This window comes from Frankia sp. AgB32 (genome assembly GCF_023243045.1).
GTDB lineage: Bacteria > Actinomycetota > Actinomycetes > Frankiales > Frankiaceae > Frankia.
Map to the genome: position 1 here is coordinate 19611 of NZ_JALKFX010000024.1, position 17220 is coordinate 36830.

General features: G+C 72.4%; 18 protein-coding genes. 6 read left to right on the forward strand and 12 right to left on the reverse strand.

The window, feature by feature from the left end; all coding sequences use genetic code 11:
• Positions 1-141: 141 nt before the first annotated feature.
• Positions 142-369, forward strand: coding sequence for a biotin/lipoyl-binding carrier protein (locus MXD60_RS09850; protein ID WP_248818702.1), 228 nt, complete (start codon positions 142-144; stop codon positions 367-369).
• Between the two features lie 91 nt (positions 370-460).
• The gene (gene bsaP / locus MXD60_RS30280) at positions 461-655 is read left to right on the forward strand and encodes a biotin synthase auxiliary protein BsaP (RefSeq protein ID WP_518467657.1); all 195 of its coding nucleotides are present in this window, start codon (positions 461-463) and stop codon (positions 653-655) included.
• 84 nt (positions 656-739) lie between these two features.
• Here the strand turns inward: bsaP and bioB are convergent, their stop codons facing one another.
• The 3 genes from bioB to MXD60_RS09865 form a co-directional block, all read right to left on the reverse strand.
• On the reverse strand, positions 740-1759 hold the full coding sequence (bioB, locus tag MXD60_RS09855) for a biotin synthase BioB (RefSeq protein ID WP_248818749.1): 1020 nt from the start codon (positions 1757-1759) through the stop codon (positions 740-742).
• Between the two features lie 407 nt (positions 1760-2166).
• Positions 2167-2883 carry a dethiobiotin synthase gene (gene bioD, locus MXD60_RS09860; RefSeq protein WP_248818703.1) on the reverse strand — a complete coding sequence of 239 codons (717 nt, stop codon included), beginning with the start codon at positions 2881-2883 and terminating at the stop codon, positions 2167-2169.
• Positions 2880-4187, reverse strand: a complete 1308-nt coding sequence (locus MXD60_RS09865) for an 8-amino-7-oxononanoate synthase (RefSeq protein ID WP_518467659.1) — start codon at positions 4185-4187, stop codon at positions 2880-2882. The genes bioD and MXD60_RS09865 overlap by 4 nt, the downstream gene beginning before the upstream one ends.
• Before the next feature lie 100 nt (positions 4188-4287).
• On the opposite strand from MXD60_RS09865, the gene MXD60_RS09870 reads away from it, so the two are divergent.
• A complete protein-coding gene (locus tag MXD60_RS09870) occupies positions 4288-5751 on the forward strand; it encodes a sensor histidine kinase (RefSeq protein WP_283098110.1) in 1464 nt (487 codons plus the stop codon).
• A 353-nt stretch (positions 5752-6104) separates the two neighbouring features.
• On the opposite strand, the gene MXD60_RS09875 is transcribed toward MXD60_RS09870, so the two are convergent.
• Positions 6105-6353 (reverse strand): WhiB family transcriptional regulator, encoded by a 249-nt coding sequence (locus MXD60_RS09875; protein ID WP_248818705.1) that lies wholly within the window; start codon positions 6351-6353, stop codon positions 6105-6107.
• 549 nt (positions 6354-6902) lie between these two features.
• Between MXD60_RS09875 and MXD60_RS09880 the strand changes: the two genes are divergently transcribed.
• Positions 6903-7652, forward strand: coding sequence for a glycerophosphodiester phosphodiesterase (locus MXD60_RS09880; protein ID WP_248818706.1), 750 nt, complete (start codon positions 6903-6905; stop codon positions 7650-7652).
• A 165-nt stretch (positions 7653-7817) separates the two neighbouring features.
• Here the strand turns inward: MXD60_RS09880 and MXD60_RS09885 are convergent, their stop codons facing one another.
• Positions 7818-8849 (reverse strand): diacylglycerol/lipid kinase family protein, encoded by a 1032-nt coding sequence (locus MXD60_RS09885; protein ID WP_248818707.1) that lies wholly within the window; start codon positions 8847-8849, stop codon positions 7818-7820.
• Between the two features lie 133 nt (positions 8850-8982).
• Here MXD60_RS09885 and MXD60_RS09890 point away from each other — a divergent pair, with 133 nt between their 5' ends.
• Positions 8983-9525 carry a hypothetical protein gene (locus MXD60_RS09890; RefSeq protein ID WP_518467662.1) on the forward strand — a complete coding sequence of 181 codons (543 nt, stop codon included), beginning with the start codon at positions 8983-8985 and terminating at the stop codon, positions 9523-9525.
• Positions 9526-9584: 59 nt separating this feature from the next.
• Here the strand turns inward: MXD60_RS09890 and MXD60_RS09895 are convergent, their stop codons facing one another.
• The 7 genes from MXD60_RS09895 to MXD60_RS09925 form a co-directional block, all read right to left on the reverse strand.
• Positions 9585-10580 (reverse strand): RNA polymerase sigma factor SigF, encoded by a 996-nt coding sequence (locus MXD60_RS09895; protein WP_248818709.1) that lies wholly within the window; start codon positions 10578-10580, stop codon positions 9585-9587.
• Positions 10577-11113, reverse strand: a complete 537-nt coding sequence (locus MXD60_RS09900) for an anti-sigma factor (RefSeq protein WP_248818710.1) — start codon at positions 11111-11113, stop codon at positions 10577-10579. The genes MXD60_RS09895 and MXD60_RS09900 overlap by 4 nt, the downstream gene beginning before the upstream one ends.
• Positions 11114-11426: 313 nt before the next feature.
• Positions 11427-12011, reverse strand: coding sequence for a GNAT family N-acetyltransferase (locus MXD60_RS09905; RefSeq protein WP_248818711.1), 585 nt, complete (start codon positions 12009-12011; stop codon positions 11427-11429).
• Complete coding sequence (locus MXD60_RS09910) at positions 12008-12634, reverse strand: dTDP-4-dehydrorhamnose 3,5-epimerase family protein (RefSeq protein ID WP_248818712.1); 627 nt, start codon at positions 12632-12634, stop codon at positions 12008-12010. Before MXD60_RS09910 ends, MXD60_RS09905 begins: the two co-directional genes overlap by 4 nt.
• A 167-nt stretch (positions 12635-12801) precedes the next feature.
• Complete coding sequence (locus MXD60_RS09915; RefSeq protein WP_518467674.1) at positions 12802-13560, reverse strand: amino acid ABC transporter ATP-binding protein; 759 nt, start codon at positions 13558-13560, stop codon at positions 12802-12804.
• A 62-nt stretch (positions 13561-13622) separates the two neighbouring features.
• Positions 13623-14621 carry an amino acid ABC transporter permease gene (locus MXD60_RS09920; RefSeq protein ID WP_248818713.1) on the reverse strand — a complete coding sequence of 333 codons (999 nt, stop codon included), beginning with the start codon at positions 14619-14621 and terminating at the stop codon, positions 13623-13625.
• Positions 14618-15361, reverse strand: a complete 744-nt coding sequence (locus MXD60_RS09925) for an ABC transporter substrate-binding protein (protein WP_248818714.1) — start codon at positions 15359-15361, stop codon at positions 14618-14620. Before MXD60_RS09925 ends, MXD60_RS09920 begins: the two co-directional genes overlap by 4 nt.
• Before the next feature lie 553 nt (positions 15362-15914).
• Here MXD60_RS09925 and MXD60_RS09930 point away from each other — a divergent pair.
• Positions 15915-17144, forward strand: coding sequence for an NAD(P)-dependent malic enzyme (locus MXD60_RS09930; RefSeq protein ID WP_248818715.1), 1230 nt, complete (start codon positions 15915-15917; stop codon positions 17142-17144).
• The last annotated feature ends 76 nt before the right edge of the window (positions 17145-17220 follow it).

A 17220-nucleotide genomic window follows, 5' to 3' on the forward strand; every position in this document is an offset into this window, starting at 1 on the left:
CGGCGTGTTCCGGTCGGCCTTGTGGGCGTGGGCCATTGGTCCGGATGCCCGATGGCACTAGGCTCCTGGAAGGTCCACTACAGGCGGGTCCGGTGATTCGGATGCTCGAATCCGGCCCACAAGGTGCGGAGGGGAGCGTCGATGGCGGAGGAGGTCCGCGCGGAGATGGTGGCCAACGTGTGGAAGGTCGTCGTCGGTGTGGGGGACTCGGTGTCCGCCGGTGACGCCCTCGTCATCCTCGACTCCATGAAGATGGAGATCCCGGTGATCAGCGAGGACGGCGGCACGGTCGCCCGGATCGCCGTGCAGGAGGGCGACGTGGTCCAGGACGGCGATCTGATCGCGGTCGTCGAGCCCGTCGCCGGCTGAGCCGGGCTGGCGGGCCGCCGCTGGCCCGCGTTGGCCGCAGCCGGCGCTTGCTGCAGATCACACCTGTGTGCCATGCCTTAAGATTCCGTTCATGGACGCCTCATTCTGTGACCGTTGCGGCCAGTTGGCCAGTGTGGGCAGCCATGAGGTGTGCGCGCGGGCGCGGGAGCTGGAGCCACCGCGGTACTGCCGGATCTGCCGGCGGCGGATGGTGGTCCAGATAACGCCGAGTGGCTGGTCCGCCCGGTGCGCCGAGCACGGCCGCACGACGGCCACAAACGCCTGACACGGCATCCCGGGCGGTGAGCCGGTCGTTCGCGATGCCGTGTGCCGGCACGGGCCTGGGCCCGCGCCGGCGCCATGGACGGTCCTACAGGGTCGCCTGCAGCGACTTGATCGGCATGCTCAGGTCGGCCAGCATCTTCAGGTCGGACTCGGCCGGCCGGCCGAGCGTCGTGAGGTAGTTGCCAACGATCACCGCGTTGATGCCACCGAGCATCCCCTGCGTCTCCAGGTCGCCGAGGGTGATCTCGCGGCCGCCGGAGTAGCGCAGGATCGTGCGGGGCAGGGCGAGCCGGAACGCGGCGATGGCACGCAGCGCGTCCCGCGGCGCGACCGGCGGGTAGTCGCCGAAGGGAGTGCCGGGGCGCGGGTTGAGGAAGTTCATCGGCACCTCGTCCGGCTCCAGCAGGGCGAGCTGCGCGGCGAGCTCGGCGCGCTGCTCCAGCGATTCGCCGACCCCCAGGATCGCGCCACAGCACAGCTCCATGCCGGCCGCGCGGACCATCTCGCAGGTCTCCCAGCGCTCCTCCCAGGAGTGCGTGGTGACGACCTTGGCGAAGTGGGACCGAGCTGTCTCGAGGTTGTGGTTGTACCGGTGCACCCCGAGCTCGGTCAGCTCGTCCACCTGCTGCTGGGTGAGCATGCCCAGAGAGCAGGCGATATTGATCTCCACGGCGGCGCGGATGGCGGCGACGCCCTCGCGGATCTGGGACATCAGCCGGGCGTCGGGGCCGCGGACGGCGGCGACGATGCAGAACTCGCTGGCGCCGGTCGCCGCGGTCTGCCGGGCGGCCTCGACCAGGGAGGGAACGTCCAGCCACGCCGAGCGCACCGGCGAGTCGAACTTGCCCGACTGCGAGCAGAAGTGACAGTCCTCCGGGCAGCCGCCGGTCTTCAGGCTGACGATGCCCTCGACCTCGACCTCCGGGCCGCACCAGCGCATCCGCACCTCGTGGGCGAGGGCCAGCAGGTCGTTCAGCGACTCGTCGGGCAGCCGCAGGACAGCGAGCACGGCGGCCTCGTCCAGGCCACGCCCGGCCTCGAGCACCTCGCTGCGAGCATACGCGAGCAGCTCCGCCGGGCTCGGCTCAGTGGCGGCGACGGCCACCGGCTCTGCCGGGGAGACGGGGGCGGAGGTCTCGGCGGCGGCTCCGGTGTCCTCCCGGGTGACGGCGGTCTCGGTGCGCGCGCCGGGAACCACCCTCACGGGGGACCCTGCCGTCGAGGCGGGGTGCGCGGTCACGGGTGCGGTCACGGTGGCCTCCAGGACATGGACGTGGACGGGACTGAGTCGGCGGGTCGGGTCGTCATTGTGGTTGGTCGCAGGTGCGGATGGTCGGTTTTGCGGTAGTCGTGGGCTGGCATCGGGCGGATTGGGGCGGTACGTCGGGACCCGGATCGTGATGGGATCACTGGCCCCTTCGGGCGCGCATCCATTGTGGAGGCGGGGCTGCCGGGTCGGGCGACTTTCGAGGGCGATCTCCGGCACGTTCAGCACAGGAACGCGCCGGAACATCACAGATGGTGATCGTCGCGGAACGTTCGCGCCGAGAAGGTACCGCCGAACGCCGGCTCGAGCGAGCGTCTGGCCGTCGCGAGGAAGTCGGTCCGGCCCAGCAGGCCAGCGCCGGCGGGCAGCGCGCCCGACAGCGGCCGACCCGCGAGGATCTCCAGGTCGGTCAGGTTGCTGCGGCAGGCCAGATCCGGCTCGGCCGGCCACGAACCGATCACCACCCCGGCGAGGTCGAGACCGCGGTGCGCCAACGCCTCCAGGGTGAGCGCGGTGGTGTTCAGCGTGCCGAGTCCGGCGGCCGTCACCACCAGCACCGGGGCCGACAGCATCCGGGCGAGGTCGGCCAGCGTGGCGCCGTTGTCGTCGTAGCGCACGAGCAGGCCACCGGCCCCCTCGACGACGACGAGGTCGCGCCCGGCGGCCAGCTTCCCCACCATGTCCGCGAGGGCCGTGAGGTCGACGGCGGCCCGCCCCGCCCGCCGCGCGGCCGCCGCGGGGGCGAGCGGATCGGGAAACCGCGCCAGTTCGTGCACGTCGTCGACGCCGGCGAGACTGGCGACGAGGTCGACATCGCCGAGCTCCCCGGGCTTGACCCCGGTCTGCGCCGGCTTGACGACGGCGACGGCGTGTCCGCGGTCGTGCGCGAGCGCGGCGACGGCGGCGGTCACCACGGTCTTGCCGACTTCGGTACCCGTGCCGGAGACCACCAGCACCGTCATCGGCCCGGCACCGTCATCGAGTGGGCGCCGCTCTGGGCCAGCACTCCGGCTGCGGCGAACGCCGAGGTCACCAGGTCGAGATCGGCGTCGGTGAGGTCGGCGCGGGCAGCCAGCCGCAGCCGGCTCGTACCCGCCGGCACCGTCGGCGGCCGGAAGCACCCGACCGCCACCCCGTGCGCCAGACAGGTCGCCGCGGCCTCGAACGCGGGCTGCGGCTCACCGATCAGCACCGACACCACCGCCCCCGCCGGCGACGGGGCCCCGGTGAGCTCGGCGAGCTGGCGGGCCCGCGCGCGCACGGCGGCCGGCAGGTGCGGCCGGGTCCGGACCTCGGTGAGGGCGGCGAGCGCCGCGCCCACGTTCGCCGGGGCGAGGCCGGTGTCGAAGATGAAACTGCGCGCCGTGTCGACGAGATGGTCGCGCAGCGCCTCCGTGCCGAGCACCGCGCCGCCCAGGCCGGCGAGCGCCTTCGACAGGGTCACCGTGGCCACCACGTCCGGCGCTCCGGCCAGCCCCGCCGCGGCGAGCGCGCCACGCCCGGCCGGGCCGACGACGCCGAGCCCGTGCGCCTCGTCGACGACGAGCAGCGCACCGTGGGCGCGGGCGGCGGCGTGCAGCTCGGCCAGCGGGGCGGCGTCACCGTCGGCGGAGAACACCGATTCGGTGACGACGATCGCCCGCCGCCAGCCGCCGGCGGCGAGCGCCGCACCGACGGCGGCGACGTCCGCGTGCGGGGTGATGACCACCCTCGCCCTGGACAGCCGGCACGCGTCGACGATCGAGGCGTGGTTGAGCGCGTCCGAGACGATCAGATCGCCGGGGCCGGCCAGCGCGGTCAGGCAGCCGAGGTTCGCGGTGTAGCCGGAGGAGAACACCAGCGCGGCCGCGAAGCCGACGTGCTCGGCCAGGGCGTCCTCCAGCTCGGAGTGCAGGGTGGTCGAGCCGGTGACGAGCCGGCTTCCGGTCGACCCGGTGCCCCAGGTCCGCAACGCCCGCGCGGCGCCCTCGACGACCGCGGGATGCCGGCCCAGGCCGAGGTAGTCGTTGCCGGCGAGGTCGACGCGGACGGCGCCGGGCGCCCCGTCGCCCGGGTCGGCGGCCGGGGCGGGGCGCGGGCGCAGCCGGCGGCGCAGGCCGGCGGCCTGCCGATCACTGGCGTGCCCGGCGAGCCAGGCGAGGGGGTCGACCGGTGCTGGGCCGCCGGCCGGACCTGATGTGTGCCGCGCCACGTCGTCGCTGGCCGGCGGGCTGGTGGCCGGTCCGGCGCCGCAGCGGGCCACCGGGGGGGCACTGTCGGGTGTCACGACGGCGAGCGTACGACCAACGACGGGCGCTGCGGGGTGCCCGCCAGCTCATGGCCCTCGCCGGTCTGGCAGTGTGCAGCCCGTGGGAACCCTCGCCGACATGCTGCGGGCGAGCACCGACCTCAGCGACGACGACATCGACCATCTGCACGCGCTCGTCGCGGACTGGGCCCTGCTCGCCGACCTGTCCTTCGCCGACCTGCTCCTGCTCGTACCCGTTCGCTCCGGTACGGCGTCGGGCCGCGGCGGCCGTACGAGTGGGACCGAGTTCCTGGTGGTGGCCCAGGTGCGGCCGACGACGGGGTCGACGGTCTACCACAACGACGAGGTCGGCAGTGTGGTGATCAACCGCTGGGTGGTGCAGAACGCCTGGCGGGAGCACCGGATCGCCCGGGAGGGCGAGCCCGAGTGGGACGGCGGGGTGCCGGTGCGCACCGAGGCGATCCCGGTCCGCCACGGCGACGAGGTCATCGCCGTGCTGGCCCGCGACACGAACCTGGCCAATCCCCGGACGCCCAGCGACCTGGAGTCGTCCTACCTGCAGGGCGCGAACAACCTTGCGCTGATGGTCGCCGAGGGCGTGTTCCCGTTCCGGGGCAGCTCCTCCGAACTGCCCGAGTCGCCCCGGGTCGGGGACGGCATGATGCGCCTGGACGGCGCCGGCAAGGTCGTCTTCGCCAGCCCGAACGCGCTGTCCGCCTACCGTCGCCTCGGCTACACCGGCAACGTCACCGGCGAGGATCTCCGCTCGGTGCACCGGGCGCTGAACCTGCCGGCGACGACCCCGGCGGCCTGGCACGCGATCGGCCGGCGCCGGCCGGTGGAGGTCGAGGCGGCGGTCGGCAGCACGGTGGTGCTGCTGCGGGCGATCCCGCTGTTCCCGGGTGCGACCCGGGAGGTCCTGGTGCTCGTCCGGGACGTTTCCGAACTGCGTCGGCGCGAGGAACTGCTGCTCAGCAAGGACGCGACGATTCGTGAGATACATCACCGGGTCAAGAACAACCTGCAGACGGTGGCCGCGCTGCTGCGGCTGCAGATGCGGCGCACCAAGGTCGACGAGGCGCGCGCGGCGCTGCGGGAGTCGGTCCGCCGGGTGACCTCGATCGCGGTGGTGCACGAGACCCTGTCGCAGAGCCTGGGCGAAAGTGTGCCGTTCGACGAGATCGCCGACCAGATCACCTCGGTGACGGTCGACCTGGCGTCGACCGGGGCGCGGGCCAACACCCGCCGTTCTGGCTCGTTCGGCCGGCTGCCGGGCGAACTCGCCACGCCGTTGGCCCTTGTGCTTTCAGAGCTTCTGCAGAATGCTGTAGAACATGCGTTCGACGGCTCGGCGGGTTCGATCGAAATCCGCGTCGCCCGCTCGGTGGACCGGCTCGACGTGGTGGTCGCCGACGACGGCGCCGGCCTGCCGGAGGACTTCCAGCTCGAGCACTCACCCCGGTTGGGGTTGCAGATCGTGCGTCAGCTGGTGCTGGGAGAGATGCATGGCACGATCCGGCTCCAGGCTGGCCAGGAGCGTGGCACCGAGGCGCTCCTGTCCATCCCACTTTCTGAAAGTTGATGGTTTGGGTCGCCGGAAGGCGGGTATCCCTCTGATGTGTCCCTCGTCGGTGGTCGGAGCGGCGTTGAGTCATGCCGTCTCGCGGCCCCCCGAAGGCCGGAAAACGTGACGGCCGCTCCGTCCGCGTCGCGCCGCATCGCTGCGGCGGACGCGCGGACAGAACGGCCGATGTTGCTGCTCGCCGCACCCCGAAGTAGATCCGGGGCCAGGCGGAGCGTCGTGCGGGGACCACTGTGGCCGGCTTGGACGGAACTGTCCGGCTGGCAGGGCATGCCGCGAGCGGATGTCGGCGAGCCGACGGGGAACGGTGGTGCGCCCCGGTCCGCTGCGGCGCGGCGCCGGAGGTGGTGCGGTCAGGCGGTTCGGACCCGCAGCCGAATCTGGCGCTTGAGCGCCCGGCGTTCGTCCTCGCTCATCCCACCCCAGACACCTGAGTCCTGCCCGGTGTCCAGTGCCCAGTTCAGGCAGTCACTAGTGACTGCGCACCGCGCGCAAACGGCCTTTGCCTCTTCGACCTGGCGTTCTGCCGGACCGGTTGTACCGATCGGGAAGAAGAGCTCGGGATCCTCGTCACGGCAGAGCGCTCTGTGGCGCCAGTCCATGCGTACAACTCCCTCTCTCGTCGTCTCGGGCCACACTGCACATGAGACGCTTTGCGAGCCGCTACGGTTGTGCCGCGGCGAAAATTGAATGAGCAGGTTGTCTGCTCGGCCCCGGCGGCGGGCCGTGGAGCGGGTTTCTGGCGGTCGGTGAGCCCAGGTGCACGTGCATCCACCCCGGACATTCGCCACCCTCCCACCGGAACCGGCAGGCGCGCAAGAACCTGCAAGCGTCTTCACACCCTCTCTGGCCTGCACTTGTCCGGCAGGGACACAGACGGGCCACGCCCCGCCACCGTCTCCCGTGGTCGCGTGCACAGGACGGAAGTCCTGGTTAACAGGGGATGTCGCACTCCCGACCCGAGTCTCGCGTAGCCTCGGAGACCGGCCCAGGACACTCAAGATGATCACCGCGGTTGGGTGGGTGTAGACCATGCCATCTGGGCATCGGTAGGCCTTCTGGGTACATCCGGGGGTCTCCGCGGCCCGCGCGGGTGAGGTCATCTGCCTGCTATGACTTGATCAACCGGCCGGAGATGGCAGGGTTGAGTCATGGAGGTACTTGGTCATCGGGGTAGTAGGGTGCCCGGCCCGGAGAACACGGTCGAGGCGGTGGACGCGGCGCTGAGCGCCGGTGCGGACGGCGTCGAGATCGACGTCCGTCGCAGTGCCGACGGGGACCTGGTCTGCATCCACGACGCCCGGCTGTCCCGCCCCGCCGGTAGGGCGGTCATCCGCCAGCCCACCGAGGTGCTGCGGGCCCGTGGGATCCCGCTGTTCGATGAGATCATCGATGTCTGGGCGGGCCGGGGCCGGCTCATCCTCGAGATCAAGAACCAGCCGGGGCAACCGGACTTCGACGCACCCCGGGAGCGCACCGCCCGGGCCCTCGTGGAGCGCCTGCGGGCCCGGGGCCTCACCGGCCCCCGGCCCACCGTCGCCGAACTCGACGCCGGGGCGGGGGGCATCACCGTGTCGTCGTTCGACTGGTTCGCGATCGAGGTGGTGCGGGACGCGGACCTGGCGGTCGCCACGGCCTTCCTGACGATGCCCAGGATGTCCGTCAGCGGCGGTCTCGGCTACGTCCGCTCCGCCGGGCACGCGGAACTGCACGCCCACACCAGCGCCGTGCTCGGCGCCGCGGACGCCGCGGCCCGCGCCCGCCAGGCCGGTGTGAGGCTGGTCACGTGGACGGTCACCACCGTCGAGGCTGCGCTCGCGCTGCGTCACGCCGGCGTCGCCGGCGTGATCTGCGACGACCCGGTCCAGGTTCGCCGCGCGCTGGCCGCCCCCGGCAGCTAGCGGCCCGCCCCGCGGGACGGTCGCCGACTGTGATGGTCTGCTTCCGTTTCGCCGGGCACGGCGGCACCGTGGTTCCTCTGTACGGTTTCCTGCCGGATTTGTCCATGCGGAGCGACCACGAAGATTCGCGGGCGTGATCGCCCGCGCCGCCGGTGTGGCGGCGTGTCAGCCGATGACGCGCAGGACCCGCGGATGGTGGATGAGCAGTACCTCGTGGCTCTCGCCGAGGTACTCGCCGTCCATCTGCAGCGGGATCGGGTCGTCCGCGCGGAACCGCATCGTCGCGGCGTCGTGCCGGCTGACGACGTTGCGCCCGTGCGGGCCCCCGTCGGCGGCGAGCATCTGGCGGGCCGACCGCAGCACCGAGGACATCCGCACCCGCTGCAGCGCGAGCAGGTCGAGCCCGGTGTCGAACGAGGCGTCGGGGCAGGCGAGCACGGGCCGTGAGTTCAGGTAGGTCCACGGGCGGGTGTTGCAGACGATGCCGAGGGCGATCTGCCGGTCGGTGTCCTCGCCCGGCTGCTCGCCCGGGTCGCCGGACGCGGGCCGCTGAGCCTCGGCCAGGCCGTCGGTCGTCCCGTCGCGCTGGCCGGGCACGCCGCTGTGGGCGGCGGTGGTCTCCAGCTCGATGGTGGGGCTGCCGCGGCCGGTACCACGGGCGAGCTGGACCGCGGCGGTCCGGAGAAACAGCCCGGGCGAGTTGCGCCGCCCACCGGAGCGCTTGCGCTCGACCCGGTCCACCACCCGGGCATCGAGGCCCAGGCCGAAGCAGAAGGTGAACCAGCGCCGCCCGTCGCCGTAGACGGCCTCGCCGAGACTGATCGGGCGGCTGCGCCCGGCCCGCAACGCGTCCAGCAGCTCACCGGTCGCCTCGACGGGGGAGGCGGAGTAGCCCAGGGCACGGACGAAGACGTTGGTGCTGCCGCCGGGCACCACCGCGAACGCGGGGCCGTCGGCGATCGGCCCGTTCTGCACCATGCCGTTGACGACCTCGTTGACGGTGCCGTCGCCGCCGAGCGCGATGACCACGTCGACACCCAGTTCGACGGCGCGCGCACCCAGCTCGACCCCGTGGCCACGGCCCTTGGTGACCACCGTGTCCAGGACGAGGTCGGCCGCGAGCGCGCTGGCGAGGACGTCACGAACGCGTTCGGTTGTGGTGGTCGCAACAGGGTTGACGACCAGCAGCCCTCGCATGCCTCTACCGTAGCCCGCCCACCCAGGCCGGGCGTCGGCTGGGAAAACTCTCACAAGGGGAAAAGCGGCCGCGAGCGCCGGCGGAGCGCGAGTGGTCACCTTGGCGGTCCACCGCGCGACGTAATGTCGAGGGATGGGATCTGTGAGCGGCCCCGGCGGGCCCAGGCCGCGGCGAACGGGTGCCGGCGGGCTGGGCGGGGTACTCGCCGCCTGGCGCTCGGCGTCCGCCCCGGCCCGGCTGGCCAGCCTGCTGCTCGCCGCCGAGGCGCTCGCGCTGCTGGCGCTGGGCGTGCTGCAGGTGCTGCGGGGGTTCGGGGCCGGCATCGACGACGTCGCGCGAGCGGAGACGGGCGGCGTGCTCGCGGTCGTCGGTGGCCTCGGGGTGGCCGTGCTGGCGGTGGGGGTGCTGGGGCGGGCCGCGTCGTTCCGCTCGCCCACCCTCGTCGTCCAGATTCTCTGCCTGCCGGTGGCCTGGGGTCTGCTGCAGGCCGGGGCGTACGGCTACGGCGTTCCGCTGCTCGCCATCCCGATTGTGATCATCGTTGCGCTGCTGGCGGCGGGCGGGTTCGGGCCGGCGGCGCAGGACGCCGACGACGCGAAGGGTCAGGTCGCGCGCGGCGACGGTACGGAGGGTGGCGGCCCGCGGCCCACTACCCGGCGCTCCCGGCGGACGTGAACTCCCACCGGATGGGCAGTTCGGGCGGGGCGGCGCGCCCCCGCCTGGAAGAGCGGTTGCTAACCGTCCTCGAGCAGGCCGCGGCGCAGCTGGGCCAGGGTGCGGGCGAGCAGCCGGGACACGTGCATCTGGGAGATGCCGAGCTCGGTGGCGATCTGCGACTGGGTCATGTTGCCGAAGAACCGGAGCAGCAGAATCCGCTTCTCCCTGGGTGGCAGCTTCTCCAGCAGCGGCTTGAGCGACTCCCGGTACTCCACGCCCTCCAGGGACTCGTCCTGGACGCCGAGGGTGTCGGCGACGGCAGGCGCCTCGTCGTCGCCGGAGTCCGGCGCGTCGAGTGACACCGCGGAGTAGGCGTTCGCCGACTCCAAGCCCTCGAGGACATCCTCCTCGCTCATCTGCAGGTGCTTGGCGATCTCGCTCACCGTCGGGGAGCGGCCGAGGGTCTGGGACAGCTCGGAGGTCGCCTTGGTCAGCGAGAGCTTGAGCTCCTGCAGCCGGCGGGGGACCCGGATCGCCCAGCCCTTGTCGCGGAAGTGCCGCTTGATCTCGCCGACGATCGTCGGGGTCGCATAGGTGGAGAACTCCACCCCGCGCTCCGGGTCGAACCGGTCGACCGACTTGATCAGTCCGATGGTGGCCACCTGGACGAGGTCGTCCAGCGGCTCACCGCGGTTGCGGAACCGGCGGGCGAGGTACTCGACCAGCGGCAGGTGCATGCGGACGAGCTGGTCGCGGATGGCGGCGCGCTCCGCGTCGCCCTCGGGCAGCTCGGCGAGGCGGACGAACAGGGACCGGGCCAGCGCCCGGTCGGGGGAGTGGGTGCGCTCCACGACCTCCACCGGCTCGGCCTCGGCGGCCGGCGCCGGGGCGTCGGTGCCGGGGGCGCCCTCGGCGGCCGCCGAGGGCTGGGCGGAGTGTGCGCCCGTGCCGGCGCCGGGATGATCGTCGAGGGCGGCTGCCCGCTGCTGGCTGAGCGCGCCGACCTGGGCGCTCGTCGGCTCCTGCTCGGGCGCCACCCGCGGCGGGGTCGGAGTCCTCCCGGTCGACGTCACGGCGTACCTACCGCATCACCCAGTGGAGCTGCGTTGGCCGCGCCCGATCCTCGCACGTGCCCGGCCGGCGGCTCCCCGAGATCCGCCCGCACGCCGCGGCGCTTCTGCAGCGTGATGCTCACCTTCGAGCCGGGGCCGGTGGCGGTCTCGACATCGCCGGCCAGCGCCTTGAGCACCGTCCAGGCGAAGGTGTCCTCGGACGGCGGCTCGCCGTCGAGGCTCTCGACGGTCACCAGCACGTGCATCACCCCGGGGGAGAGCGTGAACGTGCAGTCCAGGGACGAGCCGGGCACGGCCGACACGAGGAGCAGAGCGCACGCCTCGTCGACGGCGATCCGCAGGTCCTCGATGTCGTCAAGGGTGAAGTCGAGTCGGGCCGCGAGGGAGGCCGTTGCTGTTCGCAGCACGGTGAGATACGCACTGGCGGCCGGCAGGGTGAGCGCGACGACGTCGCGCAGGCCGCCGGAATGGGCGGTGTGGCTGTCGATGGTGTCGGAGTTCTCCGCGCCGCCGGTCGAAGGCGTCGGATCCACGTTCCTACCCCCAAAGAGCCTGCGTCGTGCGAGGAGGTTCCCTCGCGGGTGGCCGAAGCCGGACGGACGATGATGTTGCGGATGACGGCCTTCCCCGCTGCCGACGCCGTCAAGCCTGTCCCCGCCGGGCGTGACGTCCCTCATGCACGCCGGGGAGCTCGTCGTCGGCGGCCGGTCGTTGCCACCGCCTCCACCGTACCCAGCCGGCCGTGGGTACCGCAGGTCGGGTGATCGAAAGACGCCAGGAAGGGCACAGTCGCCGGGCCTGGTCCCACCACCGGACCCGTACGTTCCCGTCGCGCCGGGCCGGGGCTCAGGCGGGATGCTGGGGCGTCGTGCCGGGGCACGGGCTGGCCACTGCCGCGAGGTCGGCCAGCGCCGCGCCGTCGGCCCGCCAGGTCGTCCAGCCGGTCATCGGCCGGGCCGCGATGGCCCGGTAGAACTCCTGCGCCGGGGTGTTCCAGTCGAGCACGGCCCATTCCAGCCGGCGATGCCCCTGCTCGACGCCGATCGCGGCGAGCGCCGCGAGCAGGGTCCGGCCGTGGCCGGCCCGCCGGTGCTCGGGCTGGACGAACAGGTCGACCAGGTACATCCCGGTCTGCCCGGTCCAGGTGGAGAAGGTGGGATGCCAGATCGCGAAGCCCACCACCGCGGGCGGCGGGGCTACCGCGCCCGGGGGACCCCCGTCGGGCCCGGCCGTCGGATCGTGCTGCCCAGCCGGGGATTCCGGCGTGGCGGCGGCGACCAGGCAGTGGGCGCTCGGGGTGGGGCCGAACAGGGCGGCGTTCAGGTCGTCGGCGGTCATCGCGACCGCGTCGGGCTCCCGTTCGTAGGCGGCGAGCTCATGGACCAGGGCCAGGACGATCTCGACATCCCCCGGGCCGGCCACCCGGATCACCGCGCACCGTCCGCCGGTGCGCCGGCGGCCCGCAACTCGGCGTACAGCGCCTGGCAGTCACGGTAGGTGGGCAGCAGACCGGCCGACTCGGCCTCCTTGAGGGTGGGGGCCACGGCGTCCTTGTCGGACAGCAGCGGGGTCAGCTCCTCGGGCCACGGCAGTGCGAGGTCGGGGTCGAGCGGGTTGATGCCGTGCTCACGCCCCGGCGTGAACGGCGTGGAGCAGAGGTAGGAGACCGCCGCGTCGTCGGTGAGAGCCATGAACGCGTGGCCCAGGCCCTCCGCGACGTAGAGCCCGCGGCGGTCGACGTCGTCGAGGACGACTGCCGCGAAGGTGCCGAAGGTCGGCGAGCCGGTGCGGATGTCCACCACGCAGTCCAGCACCCGACCGCGCACGCAGGTCACGTACTTCGCCTGGCTCGGGGGGACCTGCGAGTAGTGCACGCCACGCAGCGTGCCGCCACGGCTCACGCTGTGGTTGGCCTGCGAGAGCGTGAGCGGATGTCCGACCGCCTCGTTCAGCGCGTCGGAGCGGAACCACTCCAGGAAGGTTCCGCGGCTGTCGGAGTGCTGACGCGGGGTGAACACCCAGGCGTCCGGGACCGATAGTGCGCTGATCTCCACGCGTGCGACGGTACCGGTTCGCCTGTGCGTCACCCAGCAGGCCGGACCGTCCCGCCAGCGCCGTTGGCGTGCAGGTGTGGCTCTTGCCGTGCGTTGGCTCCCGCGGTGGGCCCGAGCCGCCGTCGGTTACGTAACGTAGTTCACCGTTGTCCGAGAGGGCGCCGCGTTCACAACACCCTGGCGAGGAACGCCCGGGTGCGTTCGTGCGCCGGCGCGGTGAGCAGGGTGGCGGGCGGCCCCGTCTCGACGACCATGCCGGCGTCCATGAACACCACGGTGTCGGCGGCCTGTCGGGCGAAGCCGAGTTCATGGGTGACGACGAGCATCGTCATGCCCTCGTCGGCGAGCTGACGCATGATCTCCAGGACCTCGCCGACCAGTTCCGGGTCGAGCGCCGACGTCGGCTCGTCGAAGAGCATCAGCTTCGGGCGCATCGCCAGCGCCCGGGCGATCGCGACCCGCTGCTGCTGTCCGCCGGACAGCTGCGCCGGGTATGCGCCGGCCCGGTCGGCCAGACCCACCCGGGCCAGCAGTTCCTCGGCATGGCGCACCGCGTCGGCGCGCCGCTCGCCGCGTACCCGGACCGGCGCCTCGGTGATGTTCTCCAGGGCGGTCAGGTGCGGGAAGAGGTTGAACCGCTGGAACACCATGCCGATCTCGCGCCGCTTGCGGGCGATCTCGCGGGGCCGCAGCTCGTGGATGCGGCCACCGTGCTCCCGGTAGCCGACCAGCTCGCCGTCGACCGCCAGCCGGCCGCCGCTGATGCGCTCCAGGTGGTTCACGCACCGCAGGAAGGTCGTCTTTCCGGAGCCGGACGGGCCGATGAGGCAGGTGACCTCGCCCGGGGCCACGGTCAGGCTGACGTCGCGCAGGGCGACCTGGTGGCCGAACGACTTGCGCACCCGCTCCGCGCGGACCATCGGCACCACCGCGCCGCTCGCCCGGTCCGACGGCTCCTTCCCGGAGGTGTCCCGATCCGCCGCGGCCGTCATCGTGCTGCCTCCGTCCGGCGTGGCCTGGCGTGGCCCGGCGCGAGGCCACGGGCGTAGCGCCGTTCCAGCTGGTACTGGCCCGCGGTCAGCACCGAGGTCAGCGCCAGGTACCACAGTGCTGCCACGATGAGCAGGGGCACGGTCTGGTAGTTGCGGGCGTAGATCAGTCGGGCCGCGTTCAGCAGCTCGTCGTAGGAGATCACGCTGACCAGCGAGGTCGTCTTGAGCATCGAGATGGTCTCGTTGCCGGTCGGTGGAATGATCGTCCGCATGGCCTGGGGCAGCACCACGCGGCGCAGCGTCAGTGCCCGGGTCATCCCGAGGGCCGCGGCCGCCTCGCTCTGGCCGATGTCGACCGCGTTGATCCCGGCCCGCACGATCTCCGCCATGTACGCCGCCTCGTTGAGGCCGAGTCCCAGTACCGCCGCCGCGAACAGCGGCACCACGTGGTTCGCGTCCCCCGACACGAAGCTCGGCCCGAACGGGATGCCCAGCGACAGCCGGGGGTACAGCGCGCCGACGAAGCTCCAGAACAACAGCTGGACCAGCAGCGGCGTGCCGCGGAAGAACCAGACGTACACCCAGGCGGCGCCGGCCACGACCGGGTTCGCCGACATCCGCATGATCGCCAGGAGGACCCCGCCGGCGATGCCGATCGCCATCGCGATCGCGGTCAGGTAGACCGTGGCCCACAGTCCGCGCAGCACCGGTGCGGCGAACAGGTAGTCCCCGACCGTGCCCCACTGGTAGTTCGGGTTCGTGGCGAGGGAGTGGGCGGCCATCGCGGCCAGCACGAGGACGACCGCGGCGGCCACCCACCGCCCGGGATGGCGCAGCGGCACGGCCTCCATGTCGCTGCCACCGATGGCACCGGTCTCGATGGCACCGGTCTCGATGGCACCGGTCTCGATGGCACCGGTCTCGATGGCACCGGTCTCGCCCGACGCCACCGCGGGCACGGTGGCGTCGGGCGAGACTCCCTCGGTGGGACTCATGCGGTGGCGCCGTTGATCTTCGGCTCGGTGATGGCGCCGTCGGCGATGCCCCACCTGTCCAGGATCTGACGGTAGGTGCCATCCTTGATCAGCTTCTGGAGCGCGCCCTGCAGCGGCTTGGTCAGGCCCGCGTTCTTCGGTACGGCGATGCCGTACGGGGCGGTTCCGTACGCCTTGCCGACCGTCACGATCCGCCCGCCGGAGAGCTTCGCCTGGTAGTCGGCGACCGGGGAGTCGGCCATCGACAGGTCGGCGCGGCCCGACGTCAGCGCCAGGTTCGCGGCGTTCTGGTCGTCGTAGCCCTGCACGGTGACCGCGGCCTTGCCCGCCGCGGTGCAGCGGCCGCTCTGGTCGCTCGCGTCGGTCTGCTGGGTTGTGCCGGTCTCCACCGACACCGAGTGGCCGCACAGGTCGGCCAGCGTCGAAACCTTCACGCCGCCCTGGCTGCGGGTCATGAACGACGTCCCGGCGGAGTAATAGGTCACGAAGTCGACCTGCCGCTCCCGCTCATTGGTGTCGGTGAACGAAGACATGCCGATGTCGAATCGCCCGGCGGCCAGGCCTGGCAGGATCGAGTCGAACGTGGCCTGGCTGAACTGGACTCGCAGACCCAGGACGCCGCCGAGCGCCCGGCCGAGGTCGATATCCATTCCGGTGATGGTTTTGCCGTCCGTGGCCAAGAACTCGTTCGGCGCGTACGAGGGGTCGGTGGCGAAGGTCAGCGTCCCGGCGTTCCGCACCTTCTGAGGTACCTGACCTGCGAGGACGCTGTCGGTCGCGGGCGCCTGGGAGCTCGCCGAGGAGGAGCCCGAACTACTGCTGCCGCAGGCGGCAGTGATCGTCGCGAGGGCAACCGCCGCGACGAGTGTGGATACCCTCGACCTATGACGAATGACGCCGACGTGCACGGATGACCTCCAGGTCGGAGTGAAGCGCGAGGTGCCGGAGACGGGTTCCGATCTGCACCCAAGCCCTGTCATGTGACACCACGGCTACGCTCGCACACCTGATTCGTGTCCGTGTGTTCCTTCTGTGTTGCGGCGACGTTCGACCGCGGTTCGCTGCGGGCGAAGCTACCCCGCGAACCGCACCGGCTCGCCGTGCCATATTGGATGTACCCCGGGCACCCCCGGGCTTGCGCCCTGCCCCACACGACGGGGTGGGGCCGGTCAGGCTCGCCCTCCCGCGGATCACGGCACGCGCACGGAGGGCGGGCACCTTGTAGCCGCCGCCCTGGTGGGACCACGACCGCCTCAGCGGATCCCCCGTCGGCTTGTCCGAGGAGCAACCTGCGTGTCCGCAACCACTGACCACACGACTATCGACTCCACCACCGCGCCCGATCTCGCCGCGGTCAGCCCGCGGCCCTCCGACGACGACCCCGCCTTCGCCCTGCACCGCGGCGGCAAGATCGGTGTCGCGCTGACCGTTGCGCTGGAGACCCGCGAGGACCTCTCGCTCGCCTACACCCCCGGGGTCGCCCGGGTGTGCACGGCGATCGCCGAGACGCCGGCCCTCGCCGACGACTACACCTGGCGGGCCAACACCGTCGCCGTCGTCACCGACGGGACGGCCGTGCTTGGCCTCGGTGACATCGGCCCCGCCGCCTCGCTGCCGGTGATGGAGGGCAAGGCGGCGCTGTTCAAGCACTTCGGGGGGGTCGACGCGGTGCCGCTCGCCCTCGACGTCACCGACGTCGAGGAGATCGTCGAGACCGTCGCCCGGCTCGCTCCCAGCTTCGGCGGGATCAACCTGGAGGACATCTCCGCGCCCCGCTGCTTCGCGATCGAGCGGCTGCTGCAGGAGCGGGTCGACATCCCCGTCTTCCACGACGACCAGCACGGCACCGCGATCGTGGCGCTGGCGGCGTTGGAGAACGCCGCCAAGCTGACCGGTCGCACCCTCGGTGACCTGCGCGCCGTCGTGTCCGGTGCGGGCGCGGCCGGGGTCGCCGTCACCCGGATCCTGCTGGCCGCCGGCATCGGCGACATCGCCGTCGGTGACAGCCGGGGCATCATCTACGCCGGCCGGGACAACCTGACCTCGGTCAAGGCCGCCCTCGCCGCCGAGACGAACTCCGCCGGCCTCACCGGCTCGATCAACGACGCGCTGCGTGGGGCCGACGTGTTCCTCGGCCTGTCCGCCGGCAAGGTGCCGGAGGAGGCCATCGCGACCATGGCCCCCGAGGCGATCATCTTCGCGATGGCGAACCCGGACCCCGAGGTGGACCCGGAGATCGCGCACAAGTACGCCCGGATCGTCGCCACCGGGCGCAGCGACTACCCGAACCAGATCAACAACGTGCTGGCGTTCCCGGGTGTGTTCCGCGGCGCCCTCGACGTGCGGGCCAGCCGGGTGACGGAGGGCATGAAGCTCGCCGCCGCCGACGCGCTCGCCGCCGTGATCGCCGACGAGCTCACCGAGGACCACATCATCCCGAGCGTGTTCGACAAGCGGGTCGCTCCGGCCGTCTCCGCGGCCGTCGCGGCGGCCGCGCGGGCCGACGGGGTCGCCCGTCGCTGAGGCCGCTCCCACGGCAGCGTGGTCGGCGTCGGGGCCCCGAAGTGCGATGGCATTCCGGGGCCCCGCGGCGTTACCG

Bases quoted from the DNA above. Each gene is read 5' to 3' on its own strand.
- MXD60_RS09850 (WP_248818702.1), top strand. From the start codon at position 142: ATGGCGGAGGAGGTCCGCGCGGAGATGGTGGCCAACGTGTGGAAGGTC.
- bsaP (WP_518467657.1), top strand. From the start codon at position 461: ATGGACGCCTCATTCTGTGACCGTTGCGGCCAGTTGGCCAGTGTGGGC.
- bioD (WP_248818703.1), bottom strand. From the start codon at position 2,883: ATGACGGTGCTGGTGGTCTCCGGCACGGGTACCGAAGTCGGCAAGACC.
- MXD60_RS09870 (WP_283098110.1), top strand. From the start codon at position 4,288: ATGCTGCGGGCGAGCACCGACCTCAGCGACGACGACATCGACCATCTG.
- MXD60_RS09875 (WP_248818705.1), bottom strand. From the start codon at position 6,353: ATGGACTGGCGCCACAGAGCGCTCTGCCGTGACGAGGATCCCGAGCTC.
- MXD60_RS09880 (WP_248818706.1), top strand. From the start codon at position 6,903: ATGGAGGTACTTGGTCATCGGGGTAGTAGGGTGCCCGGCCCGGAGAAC.
- MXD60_RS09885 (WP_248818707.1), bottom strand. From the start codon at position 8,849: ATGCGAGGGCTGCTGGTCGTCAACCCTGTTGCGACCACCACAACCGAA.
- MXD60_RS09890 (WP_518467662.1), top strand. From the start codon at position 8,983: ATGGGATCTGTGAGCGGCCCCGGCGGGCCCAGGCCGCGGCGAACGGGT.
- MXD60_RS09920 (WP_248818713.1), bottom strand. From the start codon at position 14,621: ATGAGTCCCACCGAGGGAGTCTCGCCCGACGCCACCGTGCCCGCGGTG.